This window comes from Photobacterium sp. WH77 (assembly GCF_022014395.1).
Taxonomy (GTDB): Bacteria; Pseudomonadota; Gammaproteobacteria; order Enterobacterales; family Vibrionaceae; genus Photobacterium; species Photobacterium arenosum.
This window is the reverse complement of sequence record NZ_JAKLTE010000021.1, coordinates 45,116-61,922: the sequence shown is the minus strand read 5'-3', so window position 1 is coordinate 61,922 and position 16,807 is coordinate 45,116. Positions and strand designations below refer to the sequence as shown.

Annotated in this window: 15 protein-coding genes; 1 reads left to right on the top strand and 14 read right to left on the bottom strand. The window is 54.0% G+C overall.

The window, feature by feature from the left end; genetic code table 11:
* Positions 1-94: 94 nt before the first annotated feature.
* A complete protein-coding gene (gene ppnP, locus L6J37_RS17690) occupies positions 95-376 on the top strand; it encodes a pyrimidine/purine nucleoside phosphorylase (RefSeq protein WP_161446815.1) in 282 nt (93 codons plus the stop codon).
* Between the two features lie 194 nt (positions 377-570).
* On the opposite strand, the gene L6J37_RS17685 is transcribed toward ppnP, so the two are convergent.
* The 14 genes from L6J37_RS17685 to L6J37_RS17620 form a co-directional block, all read right to left on the bottom strand.
* Positions 571-1,101 (bottom strand): MltR family transcriptional regulator, encoded by a 531-nt coding sequence (locus L6J37_RS17685; RefSeq protein WP_237796089.1) that lies wholly within the window; start codon positions 1,099-1,101, stop codon positions 571-573.
* A 55-nt stretch (positions 1,102-1,156) separates the two neighbouring features.
* Positions 1,157-2,305, bottom strand: a complete 1,149-nt coding sequence (locus tag L6J37_RS17680; RefSeq protein WP_237796088.1) for a mannitol-1-phosphate 5-dehydrogenase — start codon at positions 2,303-2,305, stop codon at positions 1,157-1,159.
* Between the two features lie 63 nt (positions 2,306-2,368).
* Complete coding sequence (locus L6J37_RS17675) at positions 2,369-4,288, bottom strand: PTS mannitol transporter subunit IICBA (RefSeq protein ID WP_442957016.1); 1,920 nt, start codon at positions 4,286-4,288, stop codon at positions 2,369-2,371.
* A gap of 631 nt (positions 4,289-4,919) precedes the next feature.
* Positions 4,920-5,216 (bottom strand): DNA-binding transcriptional regulator Fis, encoded by a 297-nt coding sequence (fis, locus tag L6J37_RS17670; protein WP_027254108.1) that lies wholly within the window; start codon positions 5,214-5,216, stop codon positions 4,920-4,922.
* Positions 5,217-5,238: 22 nt separating this feature from the next.
* The gene (gene dusB / locus L6J37_RS17665) at positions 5,239-6,204 is read right to left on the bottom strand and encodes a tRNA dihydrouridine synthase DusB (protein ID WP_192017306.1); all 966 of its coding nucleotides are present in this window, start codon (positions 6,202-6,204) and stop codon (positions 5,239-5,241) included.
* 155 nt (positions 6,205-6,359) lie between these two features.
* Positions 6,360-7,244 (bottom strand): 50S ribosomal protein L11 methyltransferase, encoded by an 885-nt coding sequence (gene prmA, locus L6J37_RS17660; protein ID WP_237796086.1) that lies wholly within the window; start codon positions 7,242-7,244, stop codon positions 6,360-6,362.
* A 143-nt stretch (positions 7,245-7,387) separates the two neighbouring features.
* Positions 7,388-8,863, bottom strand: coding sequence for a sodium/pantothenate symporter (panF, locus tag L6J37_RS17655; RefSeq protein ID WP_237796085.1), 1,476 nt, complete (start codon positions 8,861-8,863; stop codon positions 7,388-7,390).
* Complete coding sequence (locus L6J37_RS17650) at positions 8,856-9,137, bottom strand: YhdT family protein (RefSeq protein WP_192017309.1); 282 nt, start codon at positions 9,135-9,137, stop codon at positions 8,856-8,858. Before L6J37_RS17650 ends, panF begins: the two co-directional genes overlap by 8 nt.
* Before the next feature lie 192 nt (positions 9,138-9,329).
* Positions 9,330-10,673 (bottom strand): acetyl-CoA carboxylase biotin carboxylase subunit, encoded by a 1,344-nt coding sequence (gene accC, locus L6J37_RS17645; protein ID WP_120513540.1) that lies wholly within the window; start codon positions 10,671-10,673, stop codon positions 9,330-9,332.
* Between the two features lie 11 nt (positions 10,674-10,684).
* Entirely contained in the window at positions 10,685-11,143 is a 459-nt protein-coding gene (gene accB, locus L6J37_RS17640) for an acetyl-CoA carboxylase biotin carboxyl carrier protein (RefSeq protein WP_192017310.1), read from the bottom strand.
* A gap of 22 nt (positions 11,144-11,165) precedes the next feature.
* The gene (gene aroQ, locus L6J37_RS17635) at positions 11,166-11,618 is read right to left on the bottom strand and encodes a type II 3-dehydroquinate dehydratase (RefSeq protein WP_161446882.1); all 453 of its coding nucleotides are present in this window, start codon (positions 11,616-11,618) and stop codon (positions 11,166-11,168) included.
* A 490-nt stretch (positions 11,619-12,108) separates the two neighbouring features.
* On the bottom strand, positions 12,109-14,058 hold the full coding sequence (gene acs, locus L6J37_RS17630) for an acetate--CoA ligase (RefSeq protein ID WP_192017311.1): 1,950 nt from the start codon (positions 14,056-14,058) through the stop codon (positions 12,109-12,111).
* 199 nt (positions 14,059-14,257) lie between these two features.
* On the bottom strand, positions 14,258-14,884 hold the full coding sequence (locus tag L6J37_RS17625; protein ID WP_237796083.1) for a 3'-5' exonuclease: 627 nt from the start codon (positions 14,882-14,884) through the stop codon (positions 14,258-14,260).
* Positions 14,885-14,906: 22 nt separating this feature from the next.
* Complete coding sequence (locus tag L6J37_RS17620; protein ID WP_237796080.1) at positions 14,907-16,736, bottom strand: DUF294 nucleotidyltransferase-like domain-containing protein; 1,830 nt, start codon at positions 16,734-16,736, stop codon at positions 14,907-14,909.
* Between the last annotated feature and the right edge of the window lie 71 nt (positions 16,737-16,807).

Sequence of the window (16,807 nt, the reverse complement as noted above, 5' to 3'; positions counted from 1 at the left end):
AGCAAGGGCTGATAAAGGTGTATGCGACCGCAAAAAACTGTGATAGCGTGATGGGTTTCCAATGCCCGAACAGAATAACAGGATAAGGATTATCATGCTGAATACTAACGAATATTTTGATGGAAATGTAAAATCTATTGGTTTCGAAGCCGAGGGTGCGCGCAGCAGTGTCGGCGTGATGCTTCCGGGATCTTATACCTTTGCCACCGCTGCTCCAGAGCGCATGACAGTGGTCAAAGGGGCGATTTCGGTCAAGCTGCCGGGCCATGTCGATTGGGAAACCTACAATGCCGGTGATGATTTTGAAGTCCCGGGCGATGCCTCATTCGATGTCAAGATTGCAGAAACAACCGCTTATCTGTGTGACTATCTGTAATCTGTCGTGATACCCGCCAGCTGGGATACCAGCTGGTTTTCCTGCCCGATAATCCCTCCTGCCATCCCTTTCTTATATTTTATATTTGGTTATATCAATGGCTTACTGAGCGTTCATGTGAGCGGAGCAATTGACGGGACGAGTCGTTGTTCAGGCTGTCTGCCACAAGGCAGGGCAGGGTAAAGCGGACGGATTTAAAACGGGCTGTCTTTGTTGAGGGAAGTGGCAATGCCGGAAATGGCCAGTGCCAGAGTGGATTTGACTATCTGTTCCTGACGAGCGGTCTGCATCTGGTAAAAAGTAAGATCGATGTCTTCTGTGATCGGGGCCATGTCCAACTGGGCAATGCCCATCACATTGGCCTGATGAAGCGCCTTGATTTCTTTAATGATTTTAGGGTCGGTAAAATGGTATTCGGTCACATCACGGTTGAGCATGTCTTTGATATGCAGGCAGCGTTCAATATCCTGATAGACAGGCTGGGCAATCACCCCCAGGCCGTACAGCAGTTTAAGGCGCACGCTGAGCTCACCAAGCGGACCTGTGTCGTGCAGCAGCGGCTCCACCACAGATTTCACCGCAAAGTCGTCCTTGCGGAAAATTCGCTGGATGAGTGCATCGACGGCTTCTTCCAAGATATCCACAGAGGTAATAAAAAAGCCGCGTACTGTGGTGGCCTGGTTCAGGCGTTCAATCATGTCAGCTTCGTGTTCACAGGGTGCCATGGCTTCGTCTTCTCTTTGTGCCGCAAAAGCGGGGAGCGAACTCCCCGCAAAGTGATCAGGTCAGCGCCTGATAGCAGAGTTCAATATCACGGGCCACTTCGCTGTCAGCGTCCAGACCTGTGTACTGTGCCAGTGTCTGACGGACCCCTTTCTCGTGTAATGTTTGCTGCAGTTCCATTGCCTGCGGATCGGTATCGTTAACATACTTCAAGGCCGCAGCTATGCCTTTGATCAGCATGCGGTTGTCAATGCCATACTCCAGAGTGCCCAGCAGGGGCTTGATCAATCTGTCGTTGCTGCCCAGCTTGCGCAGCGGCTGGCGGCCTACCCTGTCAATCTCATCGCGCAGGAAGGGATTGGCAAAGCGGGTCAGGATTTTTTCGATGTAAGCATAATGCTGCTCACGATCAAAGCCATACCGGCGAATAAGCACTTCGCCGCTTTCCAGCATTGCAGTTCGGACCTGTCCGCGGATGTCTTCATCTTCTATCGCGTCGCGGATCGTCTGGTAACCTTTCAGCGCGCCCAGATAGGCGGTAATGATATGGCCTGTATTGAGGGTAAACAACTTCCGCTCGACAAATGCCATCAGGTTATCTGTGGCTTCCATCCCGGCAATGCTGGGAATCTCGCCTTTGAACTGTTGCTGGTCGACAATCCACTCGCTGAAACTTTCTACTGTGACTTCCAGAGGATCATCGTTGGCAGCTTCCGCGGGCGGCACAATACGGTCGACGGCCGAATCGACAAAACCGACATACTGATCCGCCAGCTGCCGGTGCACCGGCGTTAATTGCTTATAGACTTCTTCTTTCAGATGCGTGGTGCCCCGCACCATGTTTTCACAGGCGATGATATTGAGCGGCTGGGTGTTACCTGCTTCAAATCGCTTGGCCAGCCCGTTTGCTATGGTACTAGCAATTTTATCCAGCACTGCAGGGCCGACGGCTGTGGTGATCAAATCGGTATGCACTATCTGATTGATTACATCCGGTCCGGCGGCATTGACCGCTGTGATATGGCTGACGGTATCCAGATGACAGTCATTGCCTACCACTTTGACATTGTAAGACTGCGCATGGCTGAGCTGATCGATCAAAGGCCCGTTAACGTCGGCAAAAGTGACGTTTACCTCGGCATCCGCCAGCACTTTACCAATAAAACCCCGGCCGATATTGCCGGCGCCAAAATGAACTGCTTTCATGATGATGACTACCTTAAGTTTGTGAGAGGCCGCCCTGGGCGGCCCCGGTATCTGCACTGGCGGTTAAGCCGCTTCTTCACTGGCCAGAATGCTGAGTACTTCCCGGACATCCTGGGTACGCTTGAGGCGTTCAATGGCCTCGTGGTCATCCAGTGCGTTAGTGATGGTAGTAATCACCTGAATGTGTTCGTCATTTTTGGCGGCAATGCCGATCACCAGATGGGCAATGTCGTCTTCGTCATCGGTAAATGCCACCCCGGCAGGGTACTGGCAAATGACGATACCTGTTTTGATCACTCTGTCTTTGGCCTCCACCGTACCATGCGGCACAGCGATTGACTCACCGAGATAAGTCGGCACCAGTGCCTCGCGGGCAAACATGGCATCAATGTATTCAGGTTCGGCATAGCCCATTTTGACCAGCTGCTCACCGGCAAAGCGGATGGCATCGTCCTTATTGGTGGCTTTGAGCCCAAGATGGATGTTGGCCGCCTGGATCTGGAAAACAGAGGGTTGCTGCGGTTCCAGGCTGTCGTCATTGGCGGCAACCGGTGTCAGTTTCACCAGGTTCGGGTCATTCGCCGCTTCCGGGCTGGACGCGGCAATGATACGGGTGATCAAATCATTGTATACCTGACCATCAAGGAAGTTGGTCAGCGAAATATGCTGAGCCTGCGGGGCATGCTTGCGGGCGCGCTCAGTGAGATCTTTGTGGGTGATAACAATATCGACATCATCGGGCAGGTTGTTGATGGCGCTGTTAGTGACATCAATATTCAGTCTGGCCTCACTGACTTTCTTGCGCAGTAAACCGGCCCCCATGGCACTGGAACCCATACCGGCATCACAGGCCACTATGATGCGGCGAACCTGACTGAGCTGAACCTTGGATGCTGGGTGGCTACTGGCGGTAGTCGGCGCAGAGCCTGTGGCAGTACTGCCTTCAGCGGCTTTGCCCGATTTCATGGCTTTCATTTTCTCGCTGGCATTTTTCAGCGCGCTGCCGTCGTCGTCTTCGGTCACTTTCTGGGTTTTCAGCAGCAGTGCAGCCACCAGGAAAGACACAGTCGCGGCTGCCACGATAGAGCACAAAACGCCCAAGATCGAGGCTTTCGGCGCCATCAGCATCACGGCAAAAATAGAGCCAGGTGATGCAGGCGAGACCAGACCGGCATTGAACAGGGTCAGGGTGAAGACACCTGTCATGCCACCGGCAATCGCGGCCAGGATCAGGCGCGGATTCATCAGAATATAGGGGAAGTAAATCTCGTGGATCCCCCCAAAGAAATGGATGATGGCAGCACCACCGGCAGTCTGTTTAGCCGTACCGCGGCCGAACACCATGTAAGCCAGCAAAATGCCCAGGCCAGGACCCGGATTCGCTTCGATCAGGAAGAAAATAGACTGACCGACCTCATTGGCTTGCTGAATGCCCAGCGGCGAGAAGATACCGTGGTTGATGGCATTGTTGAGGAACAGGATTTTCGCCGGTTCAACGAAGATTGAAGTCAGCGGCAGCAAACCGGCATCGACCAGGAAGTTGACCCCGGCAGCCAGACCGCCAGAGAGGATTTTCACGAAAGGGCCGATCAGGAAAAAGGCAACGATGGCACACAACATCCCTATGATGCCAGCCGAGAAGTTGTTGACCAGCATTTCGAAGCCGCTTTTGATTTTGCCTTCAACGGCTTTATCAAAGTGCTTAATCGCCCAGCCGCCCATAGGGCCGACAATCATGGCGCCCATGAACATGGGGATATCTGTACCTACGATCACACCCATGGTGGTCACGGCACCCACCACGGCGCCCCGATCGCCACCCACCAGTTTGCCGCCGGTATAACCGATCAGCAGTGGCAGCAGGTAAGTAATCATAGGGCCAACCAGTTTGGCTATCGTCTCGTTGGGCAGCCAGCCGGTCGGAATAAAGAGAGCGGTAATAAACCCCCAAGCGATGAATGCGCCAATATTGGGCATCACCATGTTGGAGAGGAAGCGGCCAAAATTCTGTATCTTGACCTTGGTGTCTGGTGATATCATAACGTTTCCCCGTTTGATGTTCAGCTTCAAGTTCTGCTGTGTCGATAACGGTTCGCCAAAACCGTCGATTGCTTCGTACCCAATCAATCTACCACAGATCCTGAAAACGGAACTGATAACGGGGTTCTCGTGATCCCCGTCTCATTTTTTAGCTATTCCTCATCAAGATATCGTGATCCATCTAACATTTACCCTGTGTAATAAAATTACATTTTAAATGATTTTTAATAGTCAATTAATTTTAGCTGCTTGATGTCACATTTATTAACTGATTGGTTATTAATCTTATGGTGATCTTGATCACGTATAATGTATCTGATCAAACACTCTCTGGTGGTGTTAGTGATCTGAATCACTCCTCTGATTTTGTTCGCGCTGTGAAATAAAAATGTATTATTCAGGCGCTATAAATTTGTAGCTTAGTTACAGCCTGGGATTATGCATCTACGGGCTTATGGGCTTGCATCGGGAAAGTGTGGCTGGGTGAGCGTCAGGGGTGGACAGGGGAAGGGCCATCAAAAAAGGGCTATGCGTGCGCATAACCCTGTAAAATCAGCGTCATCTGAACTGATGATCAGTTCATGCCGTATTTTTTCAGTTTCTTACGCAGGGTGCCGCGGTTGATGCCCATCATAGTTGCCGCGCGGGTCTGGTTGCCGCGGGTGTACTGCATGATGGTGTCCAGCAGGGGTTGCTCGACTTCAGCCAGTACAAGCTCGTACAGATCATCGACGTCCTGACCGTTCAGCTGGGCGAGATAGTTCTTAAGCGAGGCTTTGACGGAGTCACGCAGTGGTTTCTGAGTGATTTGGTCTTGAGAAGTGACAGTAGTCACTGTAAGTGCTTCGGAAGTCAGATTTTGTTCGAACATATTCTGTAAGCTCTTCTGGTATTTATGCAACGTTGTCGAAGTAGCCTTGCAGCGCATCGATTTGCTCTTGAGCATCTTCGAGTGCGTTGAAGGTCCGGCGGAAATCACCCGCAGAAGCCTGTTCTTTGAGGTACCACGACACGTGTTTACGTGCGATGCGTAACCCCTGGTACTCCCCATAGAAAGCGTGGAGTGCCTGTACATGCTCCAGCAAGATACTGCTGACTTCTTCAAAAGAAGGCGCTGGCAGGTGTTCACCGGTTGTTAAATAATGCTGGATTTCCCGAAAAATCCACGGCCGTCCCTGCGCTGGGCGGCCAATCATCAAGGCATCGGCCCCGGTATAATCCAGGACGAAGCGTGCTTTTTCCGGTGAGTCGATATCACCGTTCGCAATCACAGGAATCGACACCGCCTGTTTCACTGCCTTGATGTAATCGTATTCCGCTTCCCCTTTGTACATACAGGCCTTGGTTCTGCCGTGCAGGGCCAGTGCCTGAATGCCACAGTGTTCAGCGAGCTGTGCGATCTCGACACAGTTTCGGTTCTCTGTATCCCAGCCGGTCCGTGTTTTCAGCGTCACAGGGACGTTCACGGCGCTTACCACGGCCTTGAGGATATCCTCGACAAGATCCGGGTATTGCAGCAGGGCAGAGCCAGCCAGGCGCTTGTTCACTTTCTTGGCCGGGCAACCCATGTTGATATCAATGATCTGGGCACCGTGCTCCACACTGAAGCGGGCGGCGTCGGCCATCTGGCGGGGATCTGCCCCGGCAATCTGTACCGAACGAAGTCCAGACTCACCTTCATGCACCATGCGGTTGAGCGACTTGGCCGTTTTCCAAACGTCTGGGTTGGCAGACATCATTTCGCTGACCGCCATACCTGCGCCGTGGCGCAGGCACAACTCACGAAACGGACGATCGGTCACACCTGCCATTGGCGCGACAATTAACGGGTTGTCTAATTGATATGGACCGATCTTCAATGTCTGTTCCTGACTATGCCAGTAAGGGCGCGCATTTTACGCATTTTTTGCTGTGCTGAAAAGGCCAATATTTGAGCATCCTGATTTTGGATTGCAAAAGGTCATGGAATTCAGTGTATTGCTCACAAAATGCACAATGGATAAATTTGTCAGGATTAGGCTTTTTGACCTGAAATCCGGCACCATTCTTCACGGGCGGCGATAGGTTCCAGTGCCAGTTCGTCGCTGTAATGGCTGGCCACATCTTCCGCCTGAGATTCCAGTACCCCGGAAATCGCCAGCAGGCCATTGTCCCTGACCAGGCTCTTGATAACCGGTGACAGCTCACGCAGCGGGCCGGCCAGAATGTTGGCAACTACCACATCGGCTTGCAGATTTTCCGGCTGATCTTTTGGCAGATACAAGTCCAGGTTGTCAGACACACCATTGCGTTCAGCGTTGTCACGCGAGGCCAGAATTGCCTGCGGATCGATATCAATCCCGATCACTTTGGCGGCGCCCAGCTTGAGTGCAGCGATAGCCAGAATGCCGGAGCCGCAGCCGAAATCGATCACGGTTTTGCCAGTCAGATCCTGGCCGTCCAGCCATTCCAGGCACAGAGAGGTGGTTGGGTGCGTCCCGGTGCCGAATGCCAGGCCCGGATCGAGCAGCACGTTGACGGCTCCCGGCTCAGGCGCTTCACGCCAGCTCGGGCAGATCCACAGACGCTGACCGAATTTCATCGGGTGGAAGTTATCCATCCACTCGCGCTCCCAGTCTTTGTCTTCCAGCTGCTCAACCTTGTAGGCAAAATCGTCAGCCAGCAACGGACTGTTTTTCAGCAGCGAGAGCACCATGTCCATGTCACTTTCCGCATCGTACAGGCCAATGACGTCGGTATCGCCCCACAGGCGGGTTTCGCCCGGCAGCGGTTCGAAAACAGGGGTGTCCTGTGCGTCGAGAAAAGTGACCGACAGAGCGCCGGTTTCATCCATCAGCAAGTCGCCAATGGCTTCTGCATTGGCCGCAGTGGCATTCAGTTTCAGTTGAATCCAAGGCATGAGTAAATTCGCTATCAAAGAGACTTTGGCATAAGGCCGCGGAGTTTAGCACGAAAAGTAGTCAGCTCGCATTAGCTTCCTAGCGCGCACGGCAGAGGATACTGACGGTAGAGTAAAAAATAGCACCCCATGGTGCTATTTTGTCAGTTTGCAGTGAATTCCGCCTTTGCGTTCTGGCAATGTGCCCGGTTGGGCCAGAGGTAGCTGGCGGCGATAAAGCTGATCAGCCCGACCAGCAGGGTTGGAACAATCGCATGCACACCATGCATATCCGGTTTGAAAAGCGATAGTGTGATGTAACATCCCAGCCCGCTCAGCATGGAGGCAAATGCCCCGGCGGCCGAGGCTTTTTGCCAGTACAACCCCAGCACCAGTGGCCAGAGAAAGACGGCCTGCATCCCGCCAAAGGCCAGCAGGTTAAGCCAGATAATCATATCCGGCGGGTGGGTTGCCGCGATAAAAACCAGCACCGAGAAAATGCCGGTCACCCACAGCGATAACTTTGGCAACCGACTTTCGATATCAGGCTGTTCCGTTGCTTTGGGGTTGATGTAATTCAGGTACAAATCTTTCAATAGTGTCGCGGAAGCCTGAATCAGCTGGGAATCAATGGTCGACATAATGGCCGCCATCGGGCCGGCGAGAAAAATGCCAGCCACGACAGGTGGCAGTACGCCCATCATCAAAGTCGGCATGATCTGATCCGGCGTGGCAATATCCGGGAAAATCGCCCGCCCCAGTGCGCCAGCCAGGTGCATCCCCAGCATCAGAAAAGCGACCATGGCGGTACTGATCACCATGCCGCGATGCAGGGATTGACTGTCTTTGTAGGACATACAACGCACGGCGGCATGGGGCAGACCAATGACGCCGAAGCAGACCAATATCCAGAAGCTGAGCATAAAGGGCTGTGACATAAAGTTGTCTGGACCGTACGGCGAAATCAGCGCCGGATCGATCTGGTGCAGCGTGGTGACCAGCTCACCTAGGCTACCGCCTGCGTGAATAATGCCAGCCAGCAGGGCCAGCGTGCCGATGATCATCATGATGCCTTGTAAGGTGTCGGTCATGACCACGGCCCGGAATCCGCCAATCGTGGTGTACAGCCCGACGGTGGCGGCAAAAATCATCAGCCCCTGAGAGTAAGACAGACCGGTGACGGTTTGCAGCAACCGGGCCCCACCGACAAACTGCACCACCATGGTACCGAAAAACGCCAGCAGCAGTGCCAGGGAAGCAAAGACTACCACGCCCCGGTGCTGATAGCGGGCATAGAGCATGTCATTGAGGGTCAGCGCGTTATGTTTGCGGGCTTCAATCGCAAATTTTTTCCCCAGTACCCCGAGTGTCAGCCAGGCCGCCGGGAGCTGGATCATCGCCAGCAATACCCAGCCCAACCCCATCTTGTAAGCCGCACCGGGGCCGCCAATGAAGGAACTGGCACTGGCATAGGTGGCCGCCAGCGTCATCGCCAGCACGAAGCCGCCCATACTGCGGTTACCCAGCAGATACTCGTTTAAAAACCCGCTGCCTTGCTGAGCGCGGCGCCGGGTAAACAGGGCCAGGGCAAACACGGCTGCCAGATACAGCACGAGCGGGATCAGTAATTGATTAGGCATCGTCATCCTCCGCATCCGCTGACAGCGGCATATCCTGATAAATACATTTCACCATCAGGGCGCACAGCAGCGTAAAGAGTACCGGGCCGACGATACAGGCGAGCAGAAACCAAAGCGGTAACCCCCAGTAAAGCGCAGGAAGGCTGCTCTGTATGGGGTCAGGGGCAAAGAAATAGGCAGAGCAGTACCACCACAGAAAATAGGCGACAGCCAGTCCCAGCGCCCATCTGGCTTCTCTGTGCGCCTGACGGTATCGGGTGGAAAGTGTCTTCATACTGAATTTCCGGTCAGTCAGTGTAAAACGTCGAACGACGTCGAAATCTGTTCGAAATCGTTCCGAAAAAGAAGAAAAAGAAAGGTATTTTGACAAATGACATTCGTATGCACCAGCGGCAGACCATTGATTCGGAAAATAAAAAGGCTGCCTTGCGGCAGCCTTGGTTCAGTTCTGAAAGCGAGGTGTCTGTTATTGCAGACCCAGCTTCTTCTCCAGATAGTGGATGTTAGCGCCACCGTGCTGGAAGTTCTCGTCTGCCATGATGTCTTTCTGCAGCGGAACGTTGGTCTTGATGCCGTCGATGATCATTTCGTTGAGGGCGTTACGCATGCGCGAAATCGCCACGTCACGGTTTTCACCGTAGGCAATCAGTTTGCCGATCATTGAATCGTAGTGCGGCGGAACCGTGTAGCCGCTGTAGATGTGGGATTCCCAACGGATACCCATACCACCTGGCGCATGGAAACGCTCGATCTTGCCCGGAGAAGGCAGGAAACGCACCGGATCTTCAGCATTGATACGGCACTCAATCGCGTGACCACGCAGGTGAATGTCGCTCTGGCTGAATGACAGCGGCTGACCGGCAGCGATACGCAGCTGCTCTTTGATCAGATCAACGCCAGTGACCATTTCGGTAACTGGGTGTTCAACCTGGATACGGGTGTTCATTTCAATGAAATAGAACTCGCCGTTTTCATACAGGAACTCGAACGTACCGGCACCGCGGTAGTTGATTTCGATACAGGCACGGGTACAGCGCTCACCGATGTATTTGCGCATTTCTTCGGTGATGCCCGGTGCCGGCGCTTCTTCAACCACTTTCTGGTGACGGCGCTGCATGGAACAGTCACGCTCACCCAGATGGATAGCACCGCCCTGACCGTCAGCCAGCACCTGTACTTCGATGTGGCGTGGGTTTTCCAGGAATTTTTCCATGTACACCATGTCGTTGCTGAATGCCGCTTTGGCTTCTGCACGTGTCATGGCGATCGACTGGATCAGATCCGCTTCTTTACGTACCACACGCATACCACGGCCACCACCGCCACCGGAGGCTTTGATGATTACCGGATAACCGATACGCTTGGCGATAGACTTGTTTTTGGCTTCATCATCGCCCAGTGGGCCGTCAGAACCCGGCACACAAGGCACGCCCGCTTTTTTCATGGCGTTGATGGCCGACACTTTGTCACCCATCAGACGGATAGTGTCCGCTTTAGGGCCCACGAAGATGAAACCTGAACGTTCAACCTGCTCGGCAAAATCCGCGTTTTCAGACAGGAAGCCGTAACCCGGGTGGATGGCGACTGCACCGGTCACTTCTGCCGCACTGATGATGCGGGGAATGTTAAGGTAGCTGTCTGTGCCTCGTGCCGGACCGATACAGATAGACTCATCTGCCAGAAGAACGTGTTTCAGATCGCGGTCAGCTGTGGAGTGCACAGCGACCGTTTTGATCCCCAGCTCTTTACAGGCACGCAGGATACGAAGGGCGATTTCGCCGCGGTTTGCTATGACTACTTTATCTAACATATGCGCCTCAGTTACTCGATGATAACCAGAGGTTGATCGAATTCAATCGGATCACCGTTTTCGGCCAGGATAGCCACAACGGTACCGGCTTTATCGGCTTCGATCTGGTTCATCATCTTCATGGCTTCAACGATGCACAGGGTATCGCCAACGTTTACGCTTTGACCGACTTCCACAAAGGATTTTGCTTCCGGGCTAGGCGCGCGGTAGAAAGTACCGACCATAGGAGACAGTACCTGGTGGCCGGCAGGCGCAGCAGGAGCAGCTGGTGCCGCCGCTTCAGCAGGTGCGGCAACCGGTGCCGCAGGAGCGGCTGGTGCCGGCGCTGCGTACATTTGCGCAGGTGCAGCAACCGGTGCTGCTGTGGTACGGCTGATGCGTACCGATTCTTCACCTTCAGAGATTTCCAGCTCGGAGATGCCTGATTCTTCTACCAGTTCGATAAGTTTCTTGATCTTGCGAATATCCATGTATCTTTACTCTTAATGTTGTTCATTGAGCGTTCTGAAGGCGGCGGACAGCTGCCTCCAGGGCGAATTCATAACCATCCGGGCCCAGGCCGCAGATCACTCCGACTGCCTTGTCAGACAGGTAGGAATGGTGGCGGAAGGGCTCGCGGGCATGCACGTTTGACAAATGTATTTCAATAAACGGGATAGCCACGCCCAACAGCGCATCGCGAATGGCGACGCTGGTATGGGTGTAGGCTGCCGGGTTGATGAGGATAAAATCCACGTTACCGTGCGCCTGGTGGATGGCCTCAATCAGTTCGTGTTCTGCATTGGACTGTAGGTGATCCAGTGTCACGCCCAGACTGGCGGCTTTGGCACTCAGGTTTGCTACAATCTGATCCAGTGTCTGCTGGCCATAGTGTCCCGGCTCGCGCAGGCCCAGCAAATTCAGATTGGGTCCATTAAGCAGTAAAATGCGGTAATTAGTCGACATATTCTGTTATCTATACCTGTTCTTGCTAATTCAAGCGACAAAGCACAAAAAAACTGTGACTTTGCTTCCTTTCATGCAAACCATCACGGCTGAAAACCTGTTAGTTGCTCAATTATAGAGAATTCAGCGCAATTCGCAGCAAAATACTGGTCTAATCACCACTTTTTTGACCTTACAACTGTACGCAATTAGCGTAAGCAGCCGCCTGCAGCCCCCATTTTTCAGTAAGATAGCGGATCGATTAACCTCACTTACAAGATAAGCGGCCAATCACCTTGAATCTTAATCAGTTTTGCTGAAATTCACCGCACAATGCAGCAGGTTCAAACAATGATGCTGTGGCGGTGAATAAGACAAATCAGACAATGGGAGGTGGCCGGGAGTTCCTGCAATACGGATCTGCTGTGTATTCGCGGGCACTGGAGCCAGTTGGGAGGACAAAGAAGAAAGCCGCCTGGCGGCGGCTTGGATTGAATGTAGGTTTTGTCGGTTAGACGACTTTTTCTTTTTCGGCGATCAGTTTGTCGACCACACTGGGATCGGCCAGGGTGGAGGTATCCCCCAGCGAGCCGGTATCACCGGTGGCAATCTTACGCAGAATCCGGCGCATGATCTTGCCTGAACGGGTTTTCGGCAGAGCGTCAGTCCAGTGCAGGAAGTCCGGTGTGGCTATCGGGCCGATTTCCTTACGTACCCAGTCTTTGACTTCTTTATGCAGTTCAGCCGTTGGTATCACGCCGTCGTTCAGGGTGATATAGGCATAGATCGCCTGGCCTTTGATGTCGTGCGGTACGCCGACGATAGCGGCTTCTGCAATCTTATCGAAGGCCACCAGCGCCGATTCAATTTCCGCTGTCCCCATGCGGTGACCTGAAATGTTCAGTACGTCATCGACACGGCCGGTGATCCAGTAGTAACCGTCTTCATCGCGGCGGGCACCGTCACCGGTAAAATACATGCCTTTAAAGGTCGAGAAGTAAGTCTGTTCGAAGCGCTCATGGTCACCCCACAGTGTACGCATCTGACCCGGCCAGCTGTCCAGCATCACCAGGTTGCCTTCAGTTGCACCAGGGAGAATGTTGCCCATGTTATCGACCAGAGCCGGCTGAACGCCAAAGAACGGACGGGTGGCCGAGCCGGGTTTCAGCGCGGTCGCGCCAGGCAGCGGGGTGATCAGGATGCCGCCGGTTTCGGTTTGCCACCAGGTATCGACAATAGGGCAGCGGCTGTCACCGATAGTGCGGTGATACCATTCCCAGGCTTCCGGATTAATCGGCTCGCCGACAGAACCCATGATACGCAGTGATGAACGCTGGGTACCGGCAATGGCCTCATCGCCTTTGGCCATCAGGGCGCGAATGGCGGTCGGGGCGGTATACAGAATGTTGACCTGATGCTTGTCGACCACTTCGCTCATGCGGGCGGTGGACGGATAATTGGGAACGCCTTCAAACAGCAGGGTGGTGGCACCGTTTGCCAGTGGCCCGTACACCAGGTAGCTGTGGCCCGTGATCCAGCCTACATCGGCGGTACACCAGTACACTTCACCTTCCTGATAGTCGAAGACGTATTTAAAGGTCATGGTCGCGTACACCAGATAGCCGCCTGTGGTGTGCAGCACGCCTTTCGGCTTACCGGTCGAACCCGAGGTATAGAGGATAAACAGCGGATCTTCGGCGTTCATAGGTTCCGGGTCGCAATGATCCGGCACGGCTGCGGTTGCGTCATGCCACCAGACGTCACGTTGATTGTCCCACTCTACCGGATTGCCGGTACGCTGGAACACCACCACTTTCTCGATGCTGGTGACCTCAGGATGTTTCAGGGCATCGTCGACGTTTTTCTTCAGTGGTACAGCACGGCCACCGCGGACACCTTCATCGGCAGTCACAACGACTTTGGCTTTTGAATCTATGATACGGCCCGCGAGTGCTTCCGGTGAGAAGCCACCGAATACGATAGTGTGTACCGCACCGACGCGGGTACAGGCCAGCATGGCCACCGCGGCTTCAGCAACCATAGGCATGTAAAGGCAAACCACGTCGCCTTTTTTGACCCCTTGTGCTTTGAGGGCGTTGGCGAACTGGCAGACCTGCTGGTGCAGTTGGTTATAAGTCAGGGTAGCGTCATCGGCCGGGTCGTCGCCTTCCCAGATGATGGCAGGCTGATCGCCGCGGGTTGCCAGGTGACGGTCGAGACAGTTGGCGGAGACGTTCAGTGTGCCGTCTTCAAACCATTTGATATTGACATGGCCGGTATCGAAAGAGGTTTGTTTAATTTTGTTGTACGGGGTGATCCAGTCAACAATCTTACCATGCTCACGCCAGAAGGCTTCCGGGTCGCTGACAGATTGCTGGTACATGTCGCTGTATTGCTCTTCCGTGATATGAGCCCGCTCAGCAATCTGCTGGTTGACAGGGTAAACATGAACCTCACTCATCTCATTCTCCTTGTGTTTCCGTCTTCGTCCTGCGCGGACCGGATCATTGATCATTATAGTTGTGTTAACTTGAGCCAGATTCGGAACAGGCTCAATTAGACTTTAGGATGAGTGTGCGCTGTCATGGCTTTTTCTGTGTATTTGCATTGGCTTACATTATTTTCCGCCAGGCTGGTTGGAGGAGTGGCGAGCAAAAAACTCATAAGGGCGAGGTCAGAGCGGGCAGATCCCCGTGCTTGAGCCGGACATAGATCAGGGCGGCAGTAATACTGTCCTGCAAGGCATCGTGCCGCTCGGGGTGCGGCAGTCCCAAATGACGGCTGATGGCTTCAAGGCTCAGATCGTAACAGGTATTGGGCAACTGGCGCTCAAGCTGCTCATGGTACAGGTGGCTGACTTCTACCAGTTTATTGGGCAGGGCAAAGCCGAACAGACGCTTGAAATAGCGGTCGAGAATCGCCTTGTCATAACGGATGTGGTAGCCGACCAGGGGCCGGTTGCCGATGAACTCAAGCAGCAGTGTCAGGGCCTCTCTGGGCGCCAGGCCGTGACTGAGATCCTGATGGCGCATCTTGTGGATGGTGACCGAGGCCGCACTCAGGCTATCGGGTGGACTCAGGGTCAGATACAGTGACTCACTGGTCAGAATCCGATTAGCTTTGATGCGGGTGGCCGCGATAGTCACCAGCTCTGCGCTGGCGGGATCCAGGCTGGTGGTTTCACAGTCAACCGACACCAGCTCATCGCCGCTATAGCGCTGAAACAGGGTGTGTATCGGGTGATGGCGGAATTTGTACTGATACCACCAACGACGCAGAATATTCATTTCATCTCACCATTCCTTAGTATCAGTCTCTGAGCTGGTAGTGATAGCCGAGCCATTCTTTAAATTTTTTCACCACATGCAGGCTGTGTCGCAAGAGATCACGTTCCGCCCGGCTGAGTGTGGCCAGATCCAGCAGATGATGCTGTCCGGCTGAGGCCGAGCCCGGTGGCAGGCTGAGCTGCTGGCGCAGCCTGAGACGGATGAAAAGTTTCAGTGCTTCGCTCAGATTGGACGCCGTACTCGGCTCCAGCACCTGGTGCTGTTCCAGCACGGCCAGGCGGCGAAAGGTGTTGGTGTCTGTCACGTCGTGTTCGAGTGCCAGGGTTCTGATGCCGTGAACAATCGGGAAAATACCGCCACGTTTGATGTCCGGTCCGCTTTTACCGCGTTTGATCTGGCCGAACAGGGTCAGGGGGACGCTGAACTTGAGCGCCGGGCGGGCAAAGGTTGCCAGCAGTAATTCCTGGCTGCTGAGTCTTTGATGCAGGCGGTTTTTGACCGGTGCCAGCAGTTGCCTGTTACCGGCAACGGCCTGAGCATCCGCCAGGATCGCCAGCGTCATCATGGCGGTTTCATCCCCTTTATCGCAGCATGTTTGCAGGGTGTGTTGCCAGCCGGAGACACTCTGGACCCAGTTAGGATTATTGACCATGACTTTTCCGGGGCAGGGCGGGTAGCCGAGCTGACACAGGGTGTCGCTCAGTTGCGCCATTACAGTCCGGCACTCGGGCCAGTCGACGCCATCAGCGAGGATCAGGGCGTTATCCTGATCGGTTTTCAGAATTTGCTCACCGCGGCCTTCTGAGCCCAGCACCAACAGGCAACAGAGCGGCTGCCATTGCTCTGGCACCACCAGCTGAAACGCTTTTTCAATAATCTGTTCATTAATACTGGCAATCAGTTCCATCAAAAAACGGGTATGAATGCCGTTGTTGAACAGTGTCTCTACCAGTGCCTGCTGGCTGGCTGCCGCCAGTGCCAGTTCCTCTATGCGGGTGGCGCGGGCAATACGCAGCGCCAGTACATGGGAATGGGTGGAAAACAGGCTCAGTACCTGAGTCATATCCAGCATACCGGCGATATCATTGCCCTGTGTGACCAGCACGCGTTTGACCTTGTGCCGGGTCATGGTAATCATGGCCTTGAACAGATATGCACCCAGTTCAATGCTGATCACCGGTGAGGAAGCTATCTGGCCGACCGCTGTGTCGGCAGTCCGATTATCCAGCATCACGGCGTGCAGCAGATCGGTGCGGGTGACAATGCCAAACCTGTGTTCGGCCTGCTCAGTCGTGTCATCCACTAGGGTAAAAGCCGCGTCACAGTTGCGCTGGCGCATGTGTTCGGTGGCAGTACGCAGATCTGTGCCGGCTGGCAGGATCAGACAGGGCTGAATGTTGTCCTGGCGGACACGGGTCAGAATAAATTCTGCCAGATTCTGTTGCTGATGGGCCTGTTCAAGCAGTTGCTGGCGGGTGGCCAGATCGCTGTTGAAATAAGCCGCAAATGCCGGATTCTGCTGGCACAGCGCGGTAAAATGGGCCTGAGGGAGCAGGTAGCACAGCGTATCTTCTGTGGCCCGGTACTGATGGCGGCTGTGGCCGCTGAACTGGGCACGCACATCAAAAAGGTCATCTGTGGTGTAGTGGGCATAGTGCTCTTGCCGGTCAGCCGAGGTTTCTTCCACGCTGCCTTTGATTATGATGTGCAGCGACTGGCAGGGATCGCCGGCCCGGATGATTACCCCTCCGCTGCGAAAATATGCCACATCCAGCGCTTTGAGCAGTGCGTCCTGCTGGCTGCCATCCAGCCGGTCAAAAGGGATCAGTGACGTATTAAAGGTATCCGGCATTACTCTCTCACTTTGTGGTGCTAGCGCGGGTGGCGCGGGTGTGCACAGTGGTGATGGTGACTCCTCTGCTA

What these genes read in the sequence shown, in the direction of transcription:
- L6J37_RS17685 (WP_237796089.1), bottom strand. Translation starts at nt 1,101, where the DNA reads ATGGCACCCTGTGAACACGAAGCTGACATGATTGAACGCCTGAACCAG.
- ppnP (WP_161446815.1), top strand. Translation starts at nt 95, where the DNA reads ATGCTGAATACTAACGAATATTTTGATGGAAATGTAAAATCTATTGGT.
- L6J37_RS17680 (WP_237796088.1), bottom strand. Translation starts at nt 2,305, where the DNA reads ATGAAAGCAGTTCATTTTGGCGCCGGCAATATCGGCCGGGGTTTTATT.
- L6J37_RS17675 (WP_442957016.1), bottom strand. Translation starts at nt 4,288, where the DNA reads ATGGTGATGCCCAATATTGGCGCATTCATCGCTTGGGGGTTTATTACC.
- aroQ (WP_161446882.1), bottom strand. Translation starts at nt 11,618, where the DNA reads ATGTCGACTAATTACCGCATTTTACTGCTTAATGGACCCAATCTGAAT.
- L6J37_RS17625 (WP_237796083.1), bottom strand. Translation starts at nt 14,884, where the DNA reads ATGAATATTCTGCGTCGTTGGTGGTATCAGTACAAATTCCGCCATCAC.
- accB (WP_192017310.1), bottom strand. Translation starts at nt 11,143, where the DNA reads ATGGATATTCGCAAGATCAAGAAACTTATCGAACTGGTAGAAGAATCA.
- prmA (WP_237796086.1), bottom strand. Translation starts at nt 7,244, where the DNA reads ATGCCTTGGATTCAACTGAAACTGAATGCCACTGCGGCCAATGCAGAA.
- acs (WP_192017311.1), bottom strand. Translation starts at nt 14,058, where the DNA reads ATGAGTGAGGTTCATGTTTACCCTGTCAACCAGCAGATTGCTGAGCGG.
- L6J37_RS17620 (WP_237796080.1), bottom strand. Translation starts at nt 16,736, where the DNA reads ATGCCGGATACCTTTAATACGTCACTGATCCCTTTTGACCGGCTGGAT.
- L6J37_RS17650 (WP_192017309.1), bottom strand. Translation starts at nt 9,137, where the DNA reads ATGAAGACACTTTCCACCCGATACCGTCAGGCGCACAGAGAAGCCAGA.
- fis (WP_027254108.1), bottom strand. Translation starts at nt 5,216, where the DNA reads ATGTTCGAACAAAATCTGACTTCCGAAGCACTTACAGTGACTACTGTC.
- panF (WP_237796085.1), bottom strand. Translation starts at nt 8,863, where the DNA reads ATGCCTAATCAATTACTGATCCCGCTCGTGCTGTATCTGGCAGCCGTG.
- accC (WP_120513540.1), bottom strand. Translation starts at nt 10,673, where the DNA reads ATGTTAGATAAAGTAGTCATAGCAAACCGCGGCGAAATCGCCCTTCGT.